The sequence below is a fragment of the Streptomyces sp. SID13726 genome, assembly GCF_010548375.1.
In the GTDB taxonomy this organism is placed as follows: domain Bacteria; phylum Actinomycetota; class Actinomycetes; order Streptomycetales; family Streptomycetaceae; genus Streptomyces.
Window position 1 is genome coordinate 100,844 of sequence record NZ_JAAGLY010000025.1, and the last position, 18,165, is coordinate 119,008.

Annotated in this window: 16 protein-coding genes; 9 read left to right on the forward strand and 7 right to left on the reverse strand. The window is 70.9% G+C overall.

Annotation, left to right across the window (positions count from 1 at the left end):
- Nucleotides 1–37 precede the first annotated feature (37 nt).
- Nucleotides 38–1,579 (forward strand): MFS transporter, encoded by a 1,542-nt coding sequence (locus tag G3I78_RS39520; RefSeq protein WP_164433936.1) that lies wholly within the window; start codon nucleotides 38–40, stop codon nucleotides 1,577–1,579.
- A gap of 106 nt (nucleotides 1,580–1,685) precedes the next feature.
- Here the strand turns inward: G3I78_RS39520 and G3I78_RS39525 are convergent, their stop codons facing one another.
- Complete coding sequence (locus tag G3I78_RS39525) at nucleotides 1,686–2,195, reverse strand: MarR family transcriptional regulator (RefSeq protein WP_164433939.1); 510 nt, start codon at nucleotides 2,193–2,195, stop codon at nucleotides 1,686–1,688.
- Nucleotides 2,196–2,312: 117 nt separating this feature from the next.
- Between G3I78_RS39525 and G3I78_RS39530 the strand changes: the two genes are divergently transcribed.
- Nucleotides 2,313–3,104, forward strand: a complete 792-nt coding sequence (locus G3I78_RS39530; protein ID WP_164433941.1) for a class III extradiol ring-cleavage dioxygenase — start codon at nucleotides 2,313–2,315, stop codon at nucleotides 3,102–3,104.
- 21 nt (nucleotides 3,105–3,125) lie between these two features.
- On the opposite strand, the gene G3I78_RS39535 is transcribed toward G3I78_RS39530, so the two are convergent.
- Nucleotides 3,126–3,644 (reverse strand): GNAT family N-acetyltransferase, encoded by a 519-nt coding sequence (locus tag G3I78_RS39535; RefSeq protein ID WP_164433943.1) that lies wholly within the window; start codon nucleotides 3,642–3,644, stop codon nucleotides 3,126–3,128.
- A gap of 192 nt (nucleotides 3,645–3,836) precedes the next feature.
- Here G3I78_RS39535 and G3I78_RS39540 point away from each other — a divergent pair, with 192 nt between their 5' ends.
- Complete coding sequence (locus tag G3I78_RS39540) at nucleotides 3,837–4,835, forward strand: sigma-70 family RNA polymerase sigma factor (protein ID WP_164433945.1); 999 nt, start codon at nucleotides 3,837–3,839, stop codon at nucleotides 4,833–4,835.
- A gap of 407 nt (nucleotides 4,836–5,242) precedes the next feature.
- Nucleotides 5,243–5,791, forward strand: coding sequence for a TetR family transcriptional regulator (locus tag G3I78_RS39545; RefSeq protein ID WP_164433972.1), 549 nt, complete (start codon nucleotides 5,243–5,245; stop codon nucleotides 5,789–5,791).
- Between the two features lie 404 nt (nucleotides 5,792–6,195).
- On the opposite strand, the gene G3I78_RS39550 is transcribed toward G3I78_RS39545, so the two are convergent.
- Nucleotides 6,196–7,164, reverse strand: coding sequence for a YafY family protein (locus G3I78_RS39550; protein WP_164433946.1), 969 nt, complete (start codon nucleotides 7,162–7,164; stop codon nucleotides 6,196–6,198).
- Between the two features lie 62 nt (nucleotides 7,165–7,226).
- Between G3I78_RS39550 and G3I78_RS39555 the strand changes: the two genes are divergently transcribed.
- Nucleotides 7,227–8,771, forward strand: a complete 1,545-nt coding sequence (locus G3I78_RS39555; RefSeq protein WP_164433948.1) for an MFS transporter — start codon at nucleotides 7,227–7,229, stop codon at nucleotides 8,769–8,771.
- Nucleotides 8,772–8,822: 51 nt separating this feature from the next.
- Here the strand turns inward: G3I78_RS39555 and G3I78_RS39560 are convergent, their stop codons facing one another.
- Nucleotides 8,823–9,695, reverse strand: a complete 873-nt coding sequence (locus tag G3I78_RS39560) for a toll/interleukin-1 receptor domain-containing protein (RefSeq protein ID WP_203616123.1) — start codon at nucleotides 9,693–9,695, stop codon at nucleotides 8,823–8,825.
- A gap of 193 nt (nucleotides 9,696–9,888) precedes the next feature.
- Here G3I78_RS39560 and G3I78_RS39565 point away from each other — a divergent pair, with 193 nt between their 5' ends.
- The 4 genes from G3I78_RS39565 to G3I78_RS39580 all read left to right on the forward strand — a co-directional run bounded on the left by G3I78_RS39565 (nucleotide 9,889) and on the right by G3I78_RS39580 (nucleotide 14,193).
- Entirely contained in the window at nucleotides 9,889–10,650 is a 762-nt protein-coding gene (locus tag G3I78_RS39565; protein ID WP_164433950.1) for a DeoR/GlpR family DNA-binding transcription regulator, read from the forward strand.
- On the forward strand, nucleotides 10,647–11,594 hold the full coding sequence (gene pfkB / locus G3I78_RS39570; RefSeq protein WP_164433952.1) for a 1-phosphofructokinase: 948 nt from the start codon (nucleotides 10,647–10,649) through the stop codon (nucleotides 11,592–11,594). The genes G3I78_RS39565 and pfkB overlap by 4 nt, the downstream gene beginning before the upstream one ends.
- A gap of 163 nt (nucleotides 11,595–11,757) precedes the next feature.
- On the forward strand, nucleotides 11,758–13,839 hold the full coding sequence (locus G3I78_RS39575) for a fructose-specific PTS transporter subunit EIIC (RefSeq protein ID WP_164433954.1): 2,082 nt from the start codon (nucleotides 11,758–11,760) through the stop codon (nucleotides 13,837–13,839).
- Between the two features lie 99 nt (nucleotides 13,840–13,938).
- Complete coding sequence (locus G3I78_RS39580; protein ID WP_164433956.1) at nucleotides 13,939–14,193, forward strand: hypothetical protein; 255 nt, start codon at nucleotides 13,939–13,941, stop codon at nucleotides 14,191–14,193.
- Nucleotides 14,194–14,270: 77 nt separating this feature from the next.
- On the opposite strand, the gene G3I78_RS39585 is transcribed toward G3I78_RS39580, so the two are convergent.
- The 3 genes from G3I78_RS39585 to G3I78_RS39595 all read right to left on the reverse strand — a co-directional run bounded on the left by G3I78_RS39585 (nucleotide 14,271) and on the right by G3I78_RS39595 (nucleotide 17,948).
- Nucleotides 14,271–15,017, reverse strand: a complete 747-nt coding sequence (locus G3I78_RS39585; RefSeq protein ID WP_164433958.1) for a DUF6227 family protein — start codon at nucleotides 15,015–15,017, stop codon at nucleotides 14,271–14,273.
- 157 nt (nucleotides 15,018–15,174) lie between these two features.
- Nucleotides 15,175–16,392: an Ig-like domain-containing protein gene (locus G3I78_RS39590; protein WP_164433960.1), complete on the reverse strand. Its 1,218-nt coding sequence runs from the start codon at nucleotides 16,390–16,392 to the stop codon at nucleotides 15,175–15,177.
- Nucleotides 16,393–16,913: 521 nt separating this feature from the next.
- A complete protein-coding gene (locus tag G3I78_RS39595) occupies nucleotides 16,914–17,948 on the reverse strand; it encodes a P1 family peptidase (protein ID WP_164433962.1) in 1,035 nt (344 codons plus the stop codon).
- Between the last annotated feature and the right edge of the window lie 217 nt (nucleotides 17,949–18,165).

Sequence of the window (18,165 nt, forward strand, 5' to 3'; positions counted from 1 at the left end):
CCTTTTTCCGTACCGAAGTCCCGAAGTGGGTACCCCCATGTCTGAAACAGCCGCAAAGGCTTCCGGCGCACCGGCCGCGTCCGGTGACGCCAACCGCTGGAAAGCGCTGGTCTTCATCGCGCTCGCCCAGCTGATGGTCGTGCTCGACGCGACCATCGTGAACATCGCCCTCCCGTCGGCCCAGACCGACCTGGGCATCTCCGACGGCAACCGGCAGTGGGTCGTCACGGCCTACGCCCTCGCCTTCGGCGGACTCCTGCTCTTCGGCGGCCGCATAGCCGACCTGTGGGGCCGCAAGAACGCCTTCGTCGTCGGCCTGATCGGCTTCGCCGGCGCCTCCGCGCTCGGCGGCGCGGCCACCAACGAGGCCATGATGTTCGGCGCCCGCGCCCTCCAGGGCGTCTTCGGCGCACTGCTCGCGCCCGCCGCGCTCTCCCTGCTCGCCGTGATGTTCACGGACGCCAAGGAGCGTGCCAAGGCGTTCGGCATCTACGGCGCCATCGCCGGTGGTGGCGGTGCGGTGGGCTTCATCCTCGGCGGTGTGCTGACCGAGTACATGGACTGGCGCTGGACCTTCTTCGTGAACATCCCGTTCGCGATCGTCGCCGCGCTCGGCGCGTACTTCGTCATCCGTGAGCCCGAGGGCGGCCGCAACCGCAACCCGCTCGACATCCCCGGCGTCCTGCTGTCCACCCTGGGCCTGGTCGCGCTGGTCTACGGCTTCACCCGCGCCGAGTCCGACGGCTGGGGGGACTCCGTGACCGTCGGCATGTTCGTCGCGTCGGCCGTCCTGCTGATCGCCTTCGTCGTCACCGAGGCCAGGGTCAAGGCCCCGCTGCTGCCGCTGCGCGTGATCACCGACCGCAACCGCGGCGGTATCTACCTCTCGCTCGGCATCGCGATCATCGCGATGTTCGGCACCTTCCTGTTCCTCACCTACTACCTCCAGATCGTGAAGGGCTACACGCCGATCAAGACCGGCTTCGCCTTCATGCCGATGATCGTCGGCATGATGGTCGGCTCGACCCAGATCGGCACCCGTCTGATGACCCGCCTGCCGGCCCGCCTGCTGATGGGCCCCGGCTTCCTGGTCGCCGCGGTCGGCATGCTGCTGATGACGCAGCTGGAGATCGGGTCGTCGTACGCCTCGACGATCCTGCCCGCCATGCTGCTGCTCGGCCTCGGCATGGGTACGGCCTTCATGCCGGCCATGTCCCTGGCCACCCTGGGCGTCGAGCCGCGTGACGCGGGTGTCGCCTCCGCGATGGTCAACACCTCGCAGCAGGTGGGCGGCGCGATCGGTACGGCCCTGCTGAACACGATCGCCGCGTCGGCCACGACCTCGTACATCAAGGACCACATCGGCTCCGCGACCTCCAAGTCCCAGCAGCAGCTGGTGGCCCTGGAGGGCCAGGTGCACGGCTACACCAACGCCATCTGGTTCGCCGTCGGCATGCTGGTGCTGGCCGCGGCGATCGTCGTGACCCTGGTGAACGCCGGCCGTCCGGACACGACCACCGTGGCCGGGTCCGGAGAGGGCGCCGAGGAGGAGCTGGCGGTGCCGGTCGTCGCCCACTGACGGCGACCGTCCGGTCGTACCCCTTCGAGAACCTCGTACGTACGGGGATGGGGACGCTCCGTACGTACGACCCCAGGAACTGCCCTGGTCCCGCTGGGTGAGCGGCTCAGCGGAGCCAGGGCAGGTCCGCACCCGCTTCGTTCGGCTGGAGTCCCTCGGCGACGATCTGCATGATCTCGCCGAGGGACTTCTGCTGCTCCGGGGAGAGCCGGTCGAAGACGGCGTTGCGCACGGCCCGCACATGGCCCGGCGCGGCGCCCTGGAGCATCTCCAGGCCCGGGTCGGTCAGGACGGCGAACTGCCCGCGCTTGTCGTCCGTGCAGTCCTCCCGGCGCACCCAGCCGTTGCGCTCAAGGCGCGCGATGGCGTGCGAGAGCCGGGACCGGGTGATCTTCGCCTTCATGGCCAGCTCGGTCATCCGCAGCCGCCGCCGCGGGGCCTCGGCGAGGCCCACCAGCAGTCCGTAGTAGATGTGCGGCATGCCCGCGTCCCGCTGGAGCTGGCGGTCGAGGTGATCCTCCAGCAGGGTCGTGGCGTGCACGTAGGAACGCCAGACGCGCTGCTCTTCTTCGTCGAGCCACCGGGGCTCCTCATCGGGGACGGATGCCGTGTTCATGTATCCCACTCTACGAGCTCTCTCCTTGAAGCTTAAACAAATGAGGCGTACAGTCATGTGAGTAGAAGCTTTAAATTTGAAGCACTCGACATCGGAAGTTCCGGAGGAGTCACCGCCATGGCCGCCGACACGCAGGAGCGCATGCCCGCCCTCTATCTGAGCCACGGCGCCCCGCCGCTCGCCGACGACCCCATCTGGCCCGGCGAACTGGCCGCCTGGTCCGCGGACCTGCCCCGCCCCAAGGCGATCCTCATGGTCTCCGCCCACTGGGAGGAGGCTCCCCTCGCGATCGGCGCGGTGACGCCCGTCCCGCTCGTCTACGACTTCTGGGGCTTCCCCGAGCACTACTACCGGGTGACCTACGACGCTCCCGGCGCCCCCGAACTCGCCGAGTCCGTACGCAAGTTGCTGCGCGCCCCCGGAATCCCCGTGCAGGACGTCCCGGACCGCGGCCTGGACCACGGCGCGTACGTCCCCCTCGTCGAGATGTTCCCCGAGGCCGACATCCCAGTCCTCCAGATCTCCATGCCGACCCTCGACCCGGTCCGGCTGATGGAGATCGGCCGCAAGCTCGCCCCGCTGCGCGACGAGGGCGTCCTGATCGTCGGCTCCGGCTTCTTCACCCACAACCTCGCCGCCCTGCGCCACACCGGCTCCGGAGTGCCCACCTGGTCCTCGGAGTTCGACGACTGGGGCCGGCGGGCGCTGGAGGCGCGGGACGTGGACTCCCTGCTCGACTTCCTCGACAAGGCCCCGGCCGGGCGCTACGCCCACCCCCGCACCGAGCACTTCGCCCCTCTCTTCGTCACCATGGGCGCGGCCGACGTGACCGGCGAACTGGACGCGCAGCGGTCCGTCATCGACGGGTTCTGGATGGGGATGGCCAAGCGGTCGGTGCAGTTCGGCTGAGCCGCGGGGCCTCGGTGGGGGCTACAGGTCCTTCTCGTACCAGGCCACGTCCCAGTAGCGGCCGAACTTGCGGCCCACTTCCCGGTAGGTGCCGACGTACCGGAACCCGAAGCGTTCATGCAGCCGCGTGGACGCTTCGTTGGGCTGCGCGATGCCGGCGTAGGCGCGGTGCAGATCCTCGGTCGACAGTGCCTCGAAGAGGGCCTTGTAGAGAAGTGTGCCGATCCCGCGGCCACCCGCCTGGGGGGCGAGGTAGGCGGTCACCTCCACGGAGGTGGCGTAGGCCTGCTTGGTGCGGAACGGGCTTGATGTGACGTAGCCCAGAATCTCCTGTGTGTCCACGTCTGTGGCAACCATCAGACGGTACGGGCCGTCTTCAGGGTGGGAGAGCAGCCAAGGGCGGCGCTCCTCCGGAGAGAAGACGGCGGTGTCGAACGTGATGGGCGTCTCACGTACGTAGTGGTTGTAGATGTCGGTGAGAGCGGCGAGGTCAGCCTCGACTCCCGGCCTGACCTGCACCTCTGTAGGTTCCGACGACATCACGCCTCCTCGTGTGGCGGCACAGGGTACTGCAAGATCAGAAAAATAGGGGGACGGGTTGGGAATTCTGTCCGGTTTCCAGTCGTTGTTTCCATCGGATGCAGGGCACCCGAGAAGAGTCCGGAAGCAGCCGGAGCCGGGGACCAGCGTCCGAAGGACCACCCGCTGACCCACCATCGCAAGGGAGCACGCATGGCAACCCGTGCCGTCGCCCGTCGTAAGTCCGCCACCGGCGGTTCTGCCGACGCGGCCCGCAGTGTTCGCGTCCATGGCGGCGAGATCGCCGACCGCGACCTGGTCGGCATGTACCTCGACGAGATCGCGCGTACACCGCTGCTCGACGCCGCCAAGGAGGTCGAGCTGTCCCAGATCATCGAGGCGGGAGTGTTCGCCCGCCAGGTCCTCGACGGGTTCGAGGAAGCCAAGGCGGACGCCACCCGCGAGGAGCTTGAGGCCCTGGTCGAGGAGAGCGAGCGCGCCAAGGACGTGTTCATCCGCTCCAACCTCCGCCTGGTCGTCGCCGTGGCCCGCCGCTACCCCCGCAGCGGTCTGCCGCTCCTCGACCTGATCCAGGAGGGGAACGCCGGCCTGGTGCGCGCGGTCGAGAAGTTCGACTACCGCAAGGGCTTCAAGTTCTCGACGTACGCGACCTGGTGGATCCGTCAGGCCATCACCCGCTCCATCGCCGACCAGTCCCGCACCATCCGGCTCCCCGTCCACCTCGTGGAGGAGCTGGGCCGCATCCGCCGCGTGCAGCGCGAGTTCAACCGCGAGCACGGCCGCGACCCGGAGCCCGCGGAGATCGCCGCCGAGCTGGGCTCCAACGCCGAGCGCGTGACGGACGTCCTGGACTGGGCCCGCGACCCGGTCTCGCTGAACATGTCGGTGGACGACGACGGCGACACGCAGTTCGGTGACCTCCTGGAGGACACCTCGGCGGTCTCCCCCGAGCAGTCCGTCCTGACCCTGCTGCGCAGCGAGGAGCTGGACGACCTGATCGGCCGCCTCGACCAGCGCACCGCGTCCATCATCAAGATGCGGTACGGCATCGAGGACGGGCGCGAGCGGACGCTGACCGAGGTCGGCAAGGAGCACGGGCTCACCCGTGAGCGGATCCGGCAGATCGAGAAGCACGCCCTGCTGGAGCTGAAGAAGCTGGCGCGGGATACCGGGTTCGACGCGGCGGCGTAGGCGGGGTGTGCCCGCGTACGCCGGGTGGCTAAAGACCGCGTGAACATGGCTGTACTCGATCGCTTCAACCCACCGGACCCTGGGAACAAGACTTCAGGGTCCAGGTGTTCGGGTCCCGGAGGCCTCGCCTCCAGGCCCGCCTGAACCAAGTCCCGACGCACACCCCCCCCGGCGCCGGGACTCTCCCGAGCCGGACTTCGGCGCCCTCCCCCCCCTGGGTGCCGGGGTCCGGCTCTTTCTCTGCCCAGGTGTACGGCAACGGTGGGTCACCCCGTACCTGAACCACGGGGTGACCCACCGGATGGCAGATTCTGTCACATCGGCATAGCGTGCCGGGCATGAGCAGCGCGTTCCCTGATCCCACGGCGGCCGTCTCCCTCACCGAGCGGCGCAAGGCGGCCACCCGGATGGAGATCGCCCGGGCGGCGGGGGAGCTGTTCGTGAAACACGGGCTGCGGGGGACGCGGGCGGAGGACATCGCGGTGGCGGCGGGGGTGGCTCCGCGGACGTTCTACCGCTACTTCGCGACGAAGGAGGAGGCGGTGGCGCCGCTGTACTCGGCGGGCGCGCGGCTCTGGGCGGAGGCGGTCCTCTCCGCCCCACCGAACCTCTCGGTCCCCGACGCCCTCGCCCACGGCGTCCGCCACACGTTCACGCCGGGGGCGGGCGTCTCGACGGCGTCGTGGTCGTGGGTCCGTACGTTGATCCGGCTGGCCGATTCGGATGCGGGGCTGCGGCGGGTGTGGGCGGAGGTGTGCCATTCGTCCGAGCGGCGGTTGGGGGAGGTGCTGGCGGTGCGGGTGGGGGGTGCGGCGGATGTGCGTCTGGTGGCGGCGGTGGCGAGTGCGGCGGTGCGGAGTGCGGTGGAGGCGTGGGCGGCGGGGGAGGTGGAGGGGGAGGAGCCGGTGGGGTTGGCTTTGCGGAACTTGGGGGTGGTGGGTGGGGTGTTGGGGTGACCGGTTGTGCGTCTGCGGGTTCGGTGGGGGCGGGCGTTGTTGCGCAGTTCCCCGCGCCCCTGAGATGCCTGCGGCGGCCCGCTCGGCTCCGGTGGGGCTTGCTGTAGCGCGTCCTCGTGGTGGTGGGGTCGGGGCCGGGGTGGGGGGTATCCGTCCTCGGTCCGGCGGCTCGGTCTCTTGAGCAGTGCTCGGTTATGGACGCCGGCCGCTGCGGGCGGACACCCCCCACCCCGTCCCCTGCGCACCGTCGGCGGCCAACGGCCCGAGGGTGGCGCGCGTCGGGCACCGCAATCGAGGGGTCACGTATCGGCGCAGGGTGCCTGCAACTCCCCAGGGGCGCGGGGAACTGCGCGACAAGCCACGACGAACCCGCACCCACCACACAACCGAACCCGGCACCCCCCTCAGCCACCCCCCGCAGCCCGAACCAACCGCCCACCCAACTCCCGTACCGCAACCACCAGTTCCCCCGGCTCCTCCACCACGAACTCGACCCCGGTCATGGCCAGGCGAACGGCCAGCCACTCCACCGCGTCACCGACAGTCGCCCGCAGCCGACACCTCCCCGGCCCAAGAGACTCCGGCACCCCCATCCACCCCGGCACCCGAGCCGACACGACGGAGACGTCCGCGGCGAAGGTGACGACGGCCTCGTACGTCTCCTGGCGCCGGTACATCGACTGCCGCAGATACTCAGCCGCACTCCCCGTGGGCAGGGGCCGCGGCGCGAACCGGGCCCCCGTGGCGAACGGATCGCTCACCCGGTCCACCCGGAACGTTCGCCAGTCCGCGCGGTCGAGGTCGTACGCGACGAGGTACCAGCGGCGCCCGGTGGAGACGAGCCGGTACGGCTCCACCACGCGCCGCGACTCGGCGCCGTCGCCCGCGCGATAGGCGAAGCGGAGGCGTTCGTGGCCGGCGACCGTGGAGGCCATGACCGTGAGGGTCTCGGTGGGGATGGTCGCGCCGTCGCCGCTGGTGAGCGGGGTCGTGGCGGACTGGAGGGTGGAGACCCGGTGCCGCAGGCGGGAGGGGAGGACCTGTTCCAGCTTGGCGAGGGCGCGTACGGACGCCTCGTCGACGCCCTCGACCGCGTGTCCGGCGCCCGCGCGGAGGCCGACGGCGATGGCGACCGCCTCCTCGTCGTCGAGGACGAGCGGGGGCATGGCCTTGCCGGCGACGAGCCGGTAGCCGCCGTCGGAGCCCTTGGTGGCCTGGACGGGGTAGCCCAGTTCGCGCAAGCGGTCGACGTCCCGCCGGACCGTGCGGCGGGAGACGCCGAGACGGTCGGCGAGTTCGCCGCCGGGCCATTCGCGGGGCGTCTGGAGGAGGGACAGGAGCGTCAGGAGCCGTGCCGGGGTGTCCGTCGTCATGAGTTCGAGGATGCCGTAGAACTAGGACACGATTTGACCTAATGGGGTCGTAGCTTCAAGACATGACCTCCACCGAGACCACCCTTTCGGGAACCTCCGACGCACAGCCCGCCGCGGGCGACCGGCGTCGCTGGTTCGCCCTCGCCATCGTGATGACCGCGGCTTTCATGGACCTCGTCGACGTCACGATCGTCAACATCGCCATCCCGTCCATCCGGCAGGACGCGGGCGCCTCCGTCAGCCAGATCCAGTGGATCACCGCGGGATACGCGCTCGCCTTCGCCGCGGGGCTGATCACCGGTGGGCGGCTGGGTGACATCCACGGGCGCAAGCGGCTGTTCCTCGTCGGAATCGGCGGGTTCACCCTCGCGTCGGCGCTGTGCGGTTTCGCCGCGAACCCGGAGATGCTGGTCGCGGCCCGCATTCTGCAGGGCGGCATGGCGGCGATGATGGTGCCGCAGGTGCTGTCGATCGTGCACGCGACCTTCCCGGCGCACGAGCGGGGCAAGGTGTTCGGGCTGTTCGGCGCGGTCGTGGGGCTGGGCGCCGTGTCCGGTCCGCTGCTCGGGGCGCTGCTGACCGAGTGGAACCTGTTCGGGCTCGAATGGCGGCCGATCTTCCTCATCAACCTGCCGGTCGGGATCGCGGGCCTCGTTCTCGGCAGCCGTTTCATCACCGAGTCCAAGGCGCCGCGGGCGCTGAAGCTGGACCTGGTCGGCGTGGCCGTGGTCGTGCTCGGGCTGCTGATGCTGCTCTACCCGCTGACCCGCGGTGAGGAGCTGGGCTGGCCGGTGTGGGGGTACGTGTCGATGGCCGGCGCGCCCGTCGTGTTCGCCGCGCTGGTGGCGTACGAGAGGCGGAAGGCCGCGCGGGACGGGTCGCCGCTGGTGGAGCTGTCGCTGTTCCGGGTGAAGAGCTTCGCGGCGGGGATCGCCGTGCAGACCGTCTTCGGGGTCGGGCTCGGCATCTTCTTCCTGGTGTGGACGCTGTACATGCAGACCGGCCTGGGCTGGAGCCCGCTGCGGGCGGGGCTGACCGGGGTGCCGTTCTCGATCTCCGTGTCCGTGGCCGCGGGTCTGTCGGTGCAGCAGCTGGTCCCGCGCTTCGGGCGCAAGGTGCTCCAGGCCGGCGCGTTGCTGATGGCGGTGGGCGTGCTGCTCTACCTCTGGGAGGCCGAGCACTACGGCATGGCCATCACCTCCTGGCAGATGGCGCTGCCGCTGATCGTGATGGGTGTAGGCATGGGCCTGATCGTCGCCCCGCTGACGGACGCGGTGCTCTCCGAAGTACCGCGCGAGCACGCCGGTTCGGCCTCGGGTCTCATCAACACCGTGCAGCAGATGGGCAACGCGCTGGGCCTCGGCCTGGTCTCGGTGGTCTTCTTCGGGGTCGTCGGCGACAACCTCACCCCCGCCGAGATCGGCCCGTCCTTCGTCAACGCCTTCCAGCACGCGCTGGGTTGGGTGGCCGCGGTGATGACCGCCATCTTCCTCCTGATGTTCGCCCTGCCCCGCCGCCCGGCCCAGCACGTCGAGGGCGCCGAGGCTTCTGAGACCTCGGTGCCGGATCCGCGACTCGACAAGCCGGAGGCCCTGCTCACGCACTGAGACCCACTCAGACGCCCGTCCCCTTCCGAGGGGACGGGCGTCCTTGGTGCTTCAGCCCGGAAAGCCCGGCGGCGCAGCCGGTTTCGCCCTGCCGCTGTGGGCCCCGCCCACCCCGGAGAGCAGCCGGGCGCGGGCCTCCTCCGTGGGCAGGCCCACCAGGTCGACGTAGACCACCGCGTGCAGCAGGCCGGTCGGGGTGACCGGAGCGACCCGGACCGGGACGAGTCTGCGGGCCAGGCCTGCCGGGTCCTCGGCCTGGGCGACGTGGGCCTCCAGGCGGGCGTACACCGATTTCAGGTAGGCGGGGGTGAGGACGGCGATGATGCGGTCGCACTCGGTCAGGCCGCGGTCCATGGCGAACTGCCAGTTGGTGCCGGGCACGAAGTCCCAGTCCTGCATCAGCACGCTGAAGCCGGCTTCCTCCAGCTGCCAGGCGATCCAGGCCGCCCACTCGCGGTCGGCGGAGGTGTAGGAGACGAAGAAGTCCCGGCGGGCCGGGGTGCTGTCCGTCGGGGTGCCGTTCGCCCGGGTGCCGTCCGGTTCCGGTCGGGGCGGGGGCTGCGGGGTGGCGGCGGGGTGGTCTGTACGGGGTTCCGGCCGGTCCGGGGGCTCCGCTTCCGCCACCAGCCGCGTGAACGTCTCCGTCGCCCGGGTCCGCCCCTCCAGCAGCTCCAGCGCCGAGGCGAGCGCGGACAGCCCGCCCGGCAGGGACGCGCACAGGCGGACGATCTCGACCGCGTACAACTGCGCGTTGGGCTGCTCCCGTGGGAACACCCGCTGCCCCAGGACGTCCCCGATCAGCTCGATCAGCAGGGCCCGAGCCTGCCGGTCGACCACCGCCGTCGTGTCGAGCAGCGCGTCGACCATCAGGGTCTGCCGCCGCTGCCGCGCACCGGCGGACCCCCGTGAAGCGTCCCTGTCCACCACACCCCCGAGAAGCAGTGTCCTGAGTCACAGGATACGGAGGGGGTGAGGCCACGTCAGTGGCTCGGCGGGACCGCGGACGCGGATGCCCGTTTGTGTCCGCCATGCGCCCGAACCTGTTTACTTTCCGGAAATCCGGGCGTAGCCTCCGACTGAAACCACACGTTCGGGCATGAGTCGGAGGCGAGCGGACATGTACGCACCGGAGCGGCAGCAGGAGATCCTCCGGCTCGCGCGTGACGGCGGGCGGGTGGACGTCGTCTCGCTGGCCGAGGAGTTCCAGGTCACGGCCGAGACGATCCGCAGAGATCTCAAGGCCCTCGACCGCGCCGGACTGCTGCGCCGGGTGCACGGCGGGGCCCTCCCGGCCGGACGCCTCGACTTCGAGCCGGACCTCGCCGAGCGCGAGACCACGGCCGCCGACGAGAAGGACCACATCGCCAAGGCGGCCCTCGCGGAGCTGCCGACCGAGGGCACCCTGATCCTCGACGCCGGCACGACCGTCGCCCGCCTCGCCCTCGCCGTCCCGCTGGAGGCCGCGCTCACCGTCGTCACCCACAGCCTGCCGATCGCGGCCCGCCTCGCGGACCACCCCGGCATCCAGCTCCACCTCGTCGGGGGGCGCGTACGGCACCGTACGCGCGCCGCCGTCGACGCCTGGGCGCTGCGGGCGTACGGCGAGATCCGGGCCGATGTCCTCTTTGTGGCGGCCAACGGCTTCTCCGCCGATCATGGCCTCACCACCCCCGACCTCGCCGAGGCCGCGGTCAAGCGCGCGGCGATCGCCGCCGCCCGCCGCGTGGTCCTCCTCGCCGACTCCGCCAAGCACGGCCAGGAGCACTTCGCCCGCTTCGGCGACCTGGGCGACGTGGACCTGCTGATCACCGACAGCGGGCTGAGCCCCGAAGACGCCGCCGCGATCGAGCACGGCGGCACGGAAGTAGTGCGCGCATGATCCTCACCGTCACCCCGAACCCGTCCCTCGACCGCACCTACGAGGTCCCCGCCCTGGAGCGCGGCGAGGTCATCCGCGCCACCGGCGAACGCATGGACCCCGGCGGCAAGGGCGTCAACGTCTCGCGCGCCGTCGCAGCCGCCGGCCGGCGCACGGTCGCCGTCCTGCCGCTCGGCGGTGCGCCGGGCGCGCTCGTCGCGGACCTGCTCGACGCGCAGGGCATCGAGGTCGCGCCGGTGCCGGTCGCGGGCGCCACCCGTTCGAACATCGCCCTCGCGGAGACCGACGGGGTGCTCACGAAGATCAACGCGCCCGGCCCGGAGCTGTCGCCCGAGGAGCAGGAGCTGCTGCTGGAGACAGTCCGCGCGCAGTCGCGCGACGCCTCCTGGATCGCGTGCTGCGGAAGCCTGCCCCGGGGGCTCGCGCCCTCCTGGTACGCCGAGGTGGTCGCGCGGGCGCACGCCGGGGGCGCGCGGATCGCGCTGGACACCTCCGGGCGGGCGCTCCTGGAGGCGCTGCGCGAACGGCCCGACGTGGTGAAGCCGAACGCCGAGGAGCTCGCGGAGGCGGTCGGACGCCCGCTGGCGACGGTCGGTGACGCGCTCAAGGCGGCCGAGGAACTGCGGGAGATGGGCGCGCGTGCCGTCCTCGCCAGCCTGGGCGCCGACGGCCAGCTGCTCGTGGACGGCTCCGGCGCCTGGTTCGGCAGCGCGCGCGTGGCCGCCGTACGCAGCAATGTCGGCGCCGGCGACTCCTCCCTGGCCGGCTTCCTGATCGCCGGCGGCAACGGCCCGGACGCCCTCGCCTCCGCGGTCGCCCACGGAGCCGCCGCCGTCCAGCTGCCCGGCAGCGTGATGCCGACCCCGTCCGACCTGGACCCGACGGCCGTGACGGTGACGGCCGAGATGCCGGTGGACCGGGCGCTGACGGAGCCGGTGTCATGAGCGGCCCGGTCGGCACGGCCCTGATGGACGCCCCTACGGCCGTACCGGCGCTGTTACTCCTGGCCTCCACCCCCCTCCCCCCGAAGAACCCCCGCTGCACCCCCGTCCCCGCCCCTCCCGCCCACTCCACTCCCCGGGCGATACGCGTGCGAAGGAGCCCGCGATGAGCGACATGATCACCGCGGACCTGGTCGATCTCGACCTGTCCGCCGACACCAAGGAAGCGGCGGCACGTGCCCTCGCCGAGCGCATGGTGGCCCTGGGCCGGGTGACCGACCTGGAGGGCTTCCTCGCCGATGTGGCCGCCCGCGAGGCCCAGATGCCGACCGGACTCGACGGCGGCATCGGCATCCCGCACTGCCGCAGCGAGCACGTCACCGAGCCGACCCTCGCCTTCGGCCGCAGCGCCGAGGGCATCGACTTCGGCGCGCCGGACGGCCCGGCCGACCTGATCTTCCTGATCGCCGCACCGGCGGGGGCGGACGACGCCCACCTGACGATCCTGTCCTCGCTCGCCCGGCAACTGATGAACTCCGAGTTCACGGACGCGCTGCGGTCGGCCGGGGACGCGGCGGGCGCCGCCGCCCTGATCCGCGGCGACCAGGCGCCCAGGGCCGGGACCGCCTCCGAAGACTCCGTTGCGGCACCCACGGCCGGGACCGCCTCCGAAGACTCCGTTGCGGCATCGGCGGCGGCCTCCGCCGATGCCGCAACGGCCGACACCACTCCTCAGACCCCGGACGAGCCGGCCGCCCCCTTCCGGATCGTCGCCGTCACCTCCTGCCCCACCGGCATCGCCCACACCTACATGGCGGCCGAATCGCTGGAGAACGCGGGCCGTGAGGCCGGGGTCGAACTCGTCGTCGAGACGCAGGGCTCGGCCGGATTCGAGCGGCTCGACCCGGCCGTCATCGCGGCCGCGGACGGCGTGATCTTCGCCCACGACGTCCCCGTACGCGACAAGGACCGCTTCGCCGGGAAGCCGACTGTCGACGTCGGTGTGAAGGCGGGCATCAACCGCCCGGCCGAACTCATCACCGAGGTGCGCGGGAAGGCCGCGCGCGGTGAGGTGACGGCGGGCGCCACCGGGGGCGCAACGCCGGTCGAGCGGGCCGGTGACCCCGGTGACGGCTACGGCACCAAGCTCCGCAAGTGGCTGATGACCGGCGTGAGTTACATGGTCCCGTTCGTCGCGGCGGGCGGTCTGCTGATCGCCCTCGGGTTCGCGATCGGCGGCTACCAGATCAACGGCGCCAAGTCGGTCTCCGAGCACTTCGACTGGGGCCAGGTCGACAGCTGGGGCGCGCTGCTCTTCCAGATCGGCGGGGTCGCCTTCGGCTTCCTGATCCCCGTCCTCGCCGGATACATCGCCTTCGGCATGGCCGACCGGCCAGGGCTCGTGCCCGGCTTCGTCGGCGGCATGATCTCGGTCAACATCAACGCCGGCTTCCTCGGCGGCCTGGTCGCCGATCTGCTGGCCGGTGGCGTGGTCCTCGCCATCCAGCGGGTGAGGATCCCGCCGGTGCTGCGCGGCATCATGCCGGTGGTGGTGATCCCGCTGATCTCCTCGATCGTCGTCGGCTTCCTGATGTTCATCGTGATCGGCAAGCCGATCGCCGAGGCCCAGAAGGGCATGACGGACTGGCTCAACAGCCTCTCCGGCACCAACGCCGTCCTGCTCGGCATCCTCCTCGGCCTGATGATGTGCTTCGACCTCGGCGGCCCGGTCAACAAGGTCGCCTACGCCTTCGCCACCGCCGGGATCGCCGTACAGGACCCGAGCGACTCCGCGATGAAGGTCATGGCCGCCGTGATGGCCGCGGGCATGGTGCCCCCGCTGGGCATGGCGCTCGCGACCACCGTCCGCAAGAAGCTGTTCACCCCGGCCGAGCGCGAGAACGGCAAGGCGGCCTGGGTGCTCGGTGCCTCCTTCATCTCCGAGGGCGCGATCCCGTTCGCCGCGGCCGACCCGCTGCGCGTCATCCCCTCCTCCATGGTGGGCGGCGCGGTCACCGGCGGCCTGACCATGGCCTTCGGCTCCACCCTGCGCGCCCCGCACGGCGGCATCTGGGTCACCTTCCTGATCGGCAAGCCGTTCCTGTACCTGCTCGCCATCGCCATCGGTACGGCGATCACGGCCGGCCTGGTCATCGTCCTGAAGGGCATGCGGGGGACGTCCCCGGCGGCCGGGACCCCCGCGGCACCCGTCACCGAGACGGAGGCGAAGCAGCCGGTCGCCGCGTAACCCCTGTCCCTTTGGGGCTGCTGTGAGTTGTTCACGGCACCTGCGAGATACGTCACGGTCCGGGACCAAAGTCCCGGACCGTGGTGTCTACTGGAGCGCATGCCTGAGCACGTCTCCGTCTACCAGTTGCTTGGTATGACCCTTCTCGTCCTGGTGGCCGTCGCCTGGGCTCTGGGCCTCGCCTACATGCTGCGCCGCGGCCGCCACGAGGCCGCCCTGTGGCGCGTCGCCCACGGCCTGCCCGCCCTGCCCCACCAGCGCCAGGCCGCTCCCGGCCACGAGTCCGTCGAACTGACGGCGGCGGAGGAGCACGCCTTCGCGGGTCTGGTACGACAACTCGGCAGCGGCCGCTGAACGGGGCCGTCGGCCCACCCCGGCCTCAGGGCCCGCCCGGCCTCAGGGTCCGCCCTGGTTTCAGGGTCCGCCCGGCCTCAGAAGACCTGAGCCGCGCGCCGCTCCATCGCGTCCCTGGCCGCGTCCTCGGTGACGTACACCTCGCACATGTGCCGCCCGTCGGGCGTCGCCGTGTGCTCGACCTCCCACAGGGAGATCTCCGCGCCGTCGCGCAGCAGGAACGCGTGCTCGTACAGCGAGAAGCCCAGTCCGGCGCGCCCCGCCCGGCACGGGCGCCCGAAGGCCTGGGTGATCTGGTGCGCGAACGCGTCGGTCAGCAGTGCCGCCGTCTCCACATCCGGCCGGTCCGGGTTCTCCGCGCGGCGCAGCAGACGGCGGGCGTGATCCGCCGAGTCGTCCGGGGCGTAGGCGTGCCGCGGCGGGTGGACGGGGGCCAGCTGCACGACGACCGGCAGCTCGAAATCCGGTGCCTCCGGGGGTAACGGCAGCCGCGCGGTCGCCGCCCGCAGCTCCTCCTCGTCGACGTACACCTCGTGCTGCGGGACGCTGTCCCGGGCGGTGTTGTGGACGAGCTCCCACAGGGTGAGCGCCGAGCCGTCGTGGAGCAGCCAGGTGTGCCGGTACGTCTCGCGGTGCAGGCCCGCGCTGTGGTGCGCGGAGTGCAGCGAACTGTCGTGCGCCAGCGCGCAGTCCAGCCGCCGTATCGTCTCGTCGGGCAACTCGAAGGAGTTCAGGGCACGACCGAGGAGTCGCGCGAGGTGCTCTTCCGGAGACTCGGGCGACTCGGGTTGTTCGTACGCTGCCGTCTCGTACGGAACGCTCAAGGTTTCTCCCGGCGTTGCTGCATGTCACCTTGTGGGTGCATACCGTAGCCCCTCGGTCGGACATCATGTCCGGGAACCGAGAAAACGTACGCCCGGGAAACGCCCGGGCCGCGCAGGAAGTTCCCACGCGGCCCGATGATCCGTCAAAAGTCGCCGGTCAGACGGCACTTCCGGCGGTCCACTCGCTCCACGACAGGTTCCAGCCGTTGAGCCCGTTGTCCGCCGCGACCTGCTTGTCGGGGGAGTTCTTGACGATGACGACGTCCCCGATGAGCGAGTTGTCGAAGAACCACTTGGCCGGAGTGTCCGACTGCCCGCCCTTGACGTCCCGCAGCCCGACGCATCCATGGCTGGTGCCGGTGCGCCCGAAGGGCGGATTGCCCTGGTTGTACCAGTAGTTGCCGTGGATGAAGGTCCCCGACTGCGTCAGACGCATGGCGTCCGGAACGTCAGGGATGTCGTACGCGTTGGCCAGCGCGACCGTCCGGCTGTCCATGCGGATCTTCTTGTACTTCTCGGAGATCACCATCTGCCCGTTGTAGGTGGTGAACTCCGGGCTCCCCGTGGAGATCGGCACGCTCTTGAGCGTCTTCCCGTCCCGTACGACCGTCATGGTCTGCGTCTTGGCGTCCACGGTGGACACCTGCGAGCGCCCGACGGTGAAGCTGACGGTCTTCTCCTGCACGCCGGTGACGCCGTCGGCGCCCTCGATCCCGTCCAGGTCGATCTTCATCGTGACCTTCGAGCCGGCCTTCCAGTACTGCTCGGGCCGGAAGTCGAGCCGCTGCGAGCCGAACCAGTGCCCGACCACCTGCTGCCCGCTGCTGGAACTGACCGTGATGTGCGACTGCACGGCCTTCTTGTCGCTGATCGCCTTGTCGAAGCCGAACGACACCGGCATCCCGACCCCGACGGTCGTCCCGTCGTCCGGGGTGTACGTCCCTATGAAGCTGTTCGCCTTGGAAACGGTCGTGAAGACGGACTTCGCGGCCACGGACTTGCCGTCCGCGTCCTTCGCCGTCGCGGCTATCTCGTACTTCGTGCCGCGCTCCAACTGCTCCTTGGGCTTCCAGCTCCCCCCACCGCTGCCCATGGCCCCCGGCACGTCCTGCCCGGTCCCGGCCACGGTCATCTTCACCCCGGTCAGCGTCCCGTCGCTGACCTTCACACCGGTCGAGTTGATCGACGCCCCCGTCGACCCGTTCTTCGCCGAGATCACGATCGCCGCGCTCGACGTCTTCGTGCCTCCCTGACTCCCCTTGTCGTCCTTCTTCGCATCCGCCCCACCGCCGCACGCACTGAGAGCGAGGCTGCCGACCATCAGGACGGCACAGGCCCCCAGTACGCGCCGCGCTGCCATGTCCGGCCTCGTCACGGGCTACTCCAATTCCATGTCATGCACGTCGTCCGCTCTCCACTCCGTGAGAAAAGAGGGACCCGGTCCCCTGTCGGGTTCCCGCACAACGAAGCGAATGCCATCACGTGACAGAACCGGGACGGAATACTGGGCTGCGCTTGAACCAGGGGGCCCAATGGGGTGCCGGGTTCGGTTGGATGGCGGCCGCGGGCGAGTGGGGGCTGGCCGCGCAGTTCCCCGCGCCCCTGGGTGGGCCATGTGGACGCTCCTCAAGCCGCCGACGGTGCGCAGGGGACGGGGTGGGGGGTGTCCGCCCGCAGCGGCCGGCGTCCGTTACAGAGCCCTGTTTCGATGGACCGAGCCGCCGGACCGAGGACGGATACCCCCCACCCCGGCCCCGACCCCACCACCGGACCGAACGCGCTACACAAGCCCCCACCGGACAGCGACGGGCTGCCGCAGGCATCTCAGGGGCGCGGGGAACTGCGCAAAACGCCCGCCCCCACCGAACCCGCACTCACCCACCCACCCACAGACCGTCAGCCCCCGTACAACTCCCCATACGCAGGCCAATCCCCACCCACCCCCGACACAGACTCCGCCGCCCGCACAGCCCGAACAATCGCCCGCGTCACCAGATCCGCCCCCGCCGCAAGAACATCATTGAGCCCCAACGGATGCTCCACACCAAACCCCCGACCTCCCTGAACCCCCGTAGCCAGCGCAAACACCGTGTCCCCGTCATTCAGCATGTGCACAGGCCGCACAGCCCGAGCAATCCCATCGTGCGCCGTCCCCGCAACCTTCTGCGCCTGCGCCTTGGTCAACACCGCATCCGTTGCCACCACAGCCAACGTCGTGTTCAACAACGGCGGCGCACTCCGCCCCACCGCCTCCGCCAACCGCGCCCGAGCAGCCGCGTGCACCCCCTCCGACGGCACCTCGACCCGCCCCCCGAACACCTCCCCGTACAACACCCCCGACACCGGATCCACCACCGCCCCCATCGCGTTGACCACCACCAACGCGGCCACGGTCACCCCGGACGCCAGCACCGCACTGGCCGTCCCCACCCCACCCTTCATGCCCCCGACAACGGCCCCCGTCCCCACCCCGACACACCCCTCCCGCACCGGCGCCCCGAACGCACTCGCCGCAGCCGCCTCGACAGCCGCCCGCCCGGTCCCCGCGTCCGGCCGGGCCCGGAAATCCCCGCCCCGCCCCAGATCGAAGACGCACGCGGCAGGCACGACCGGCACGACATGCGAGGGATCCGCCCCCACCCGCACTCCTCGCCCCTGCTCCTCCAGCCAGGCCATCACCCCGGACGCGGAGTCGAGCCCGTACGCACTGCCCCCGGTCAGCACGATCGCCTCGACCTTCTCCACCACGTTGCGAGGATCGAGCGCGTCGGTCTCCTTGGTACCGGGCCCGCCACCCCGCACATCCACCGCGGCGACCGCCCCACCCTCAGGGGCGAGTACGACGGTGGTACCGGTGAGCCAACCGTCACCGACCCGCGTCGCATGCCCCACACGCACCCCGGCAACATCGGTCAGAGCATCAACTGTCATGCCCCCAGTGTGGTCCAGCAGACATCTCACCCCCACCGAACCACCCCCCGCCTCACTCTCCCCGCCGAACCACCACCCGCCTCACTCTCCCCGCCGAACCACCACCCGCCTCACTCTCCCCGCCCAACCACCACCCCCCTCACCCCCCCCGCCAAACCACCCCCCCCCCCCCCCCCCCCCCCCCCCCCAACCCCCACCCCCCCCCACCCCCCCCCCC

Coding starts and splice junctions, on each gene's coding strand:
- G3I78_RS39535 (WP_164433943.1), bottom strand. CDS start 3,644: ATGTCGTCGGAACCTACAGAGGTGCAGGTCAGGCCGGGAGTCGAGGCT.
- G3I78_RS39580 (WP_164433956.1), top strand. CDS start 13,939: ATGCCTGAGCACGTCTCCGTCTACCAGTTGCTTGGTATGACCCTTCTC.
- pfkB (WP_164433952.1), top strand. CDS start 10,647: ATGATCCTCACCGTCACCCCGAACCCGTCCCTCGACCGCACCTACGAG.
- G3I78_RS39595 (WP_164433962.1), bottom strand. CDS start 17,948: ATGACAGTTGATGCTCTGACCGATGTTGCCGGGGTGCGTGTGGGGCAT.
- G3I78_RS39530 (WP_164433941.1), top strand. CDS start 2,313: ATGGCCGCCGACACGCAGGAGCGCATGCCCGCCCTCTATCTGAGCCAC.
- G3I78_RS39550 (WP_164433946.1), bottom strand. CDS start 7,164: ATGACGACGGACACCCCGGCACGGCTCCTGACGCTCCTGTCCCTCCTC.
- G3I78_RS39555 (WP_164433948.1), top strand. CDS start 7,227: ATGACCTCCACCGAGACCACCCTTTCGGGAACCTCCGACGCACAGCCC.
- G3I78_RS39525 (WP_164433939.1), bottom strand. CDS start 2,195: ATGAACACGGCATCCGTCCCCGATGAGGAGCCCCGGTGGCTCGACGAA.
- G3I78_RS39565 (WP_164433950.1), top strand. CDS start 9,889: ATGTACGCACCGGAGCGGCAGCAGGAGATCCTCCGGCTCGCGCGTGAC.
- G3I78_RS39520 (WP_164433936.1), top strand. CDS start 38: ATGTCTGAAACAGCCGCAAAGGCTTCCGGCGCACCGGCCGCGTCCGGT.
- G3I78_RS39545 (WP_164433972.1), top strand. CDS start 5,243: ATGGAGATCGCCCGGGCGGCGGGGGAGCTGTTCGTGAAACACGGGCTG.
- G3I78_RS39540 (WP_164433945.1), top strand. CDS start 3,837: ATGGCAACCCGTGCCGTCGCCCGTCGTAAGTCCGCCACCGGCGGTTCT.
- G3I78_RS39575 (WP_164433954.1), top strand. CDS start 11,758: ATGAGCGACATGATCACCGCGGACCTGGTCGATCTCGACCTGTCCGCC.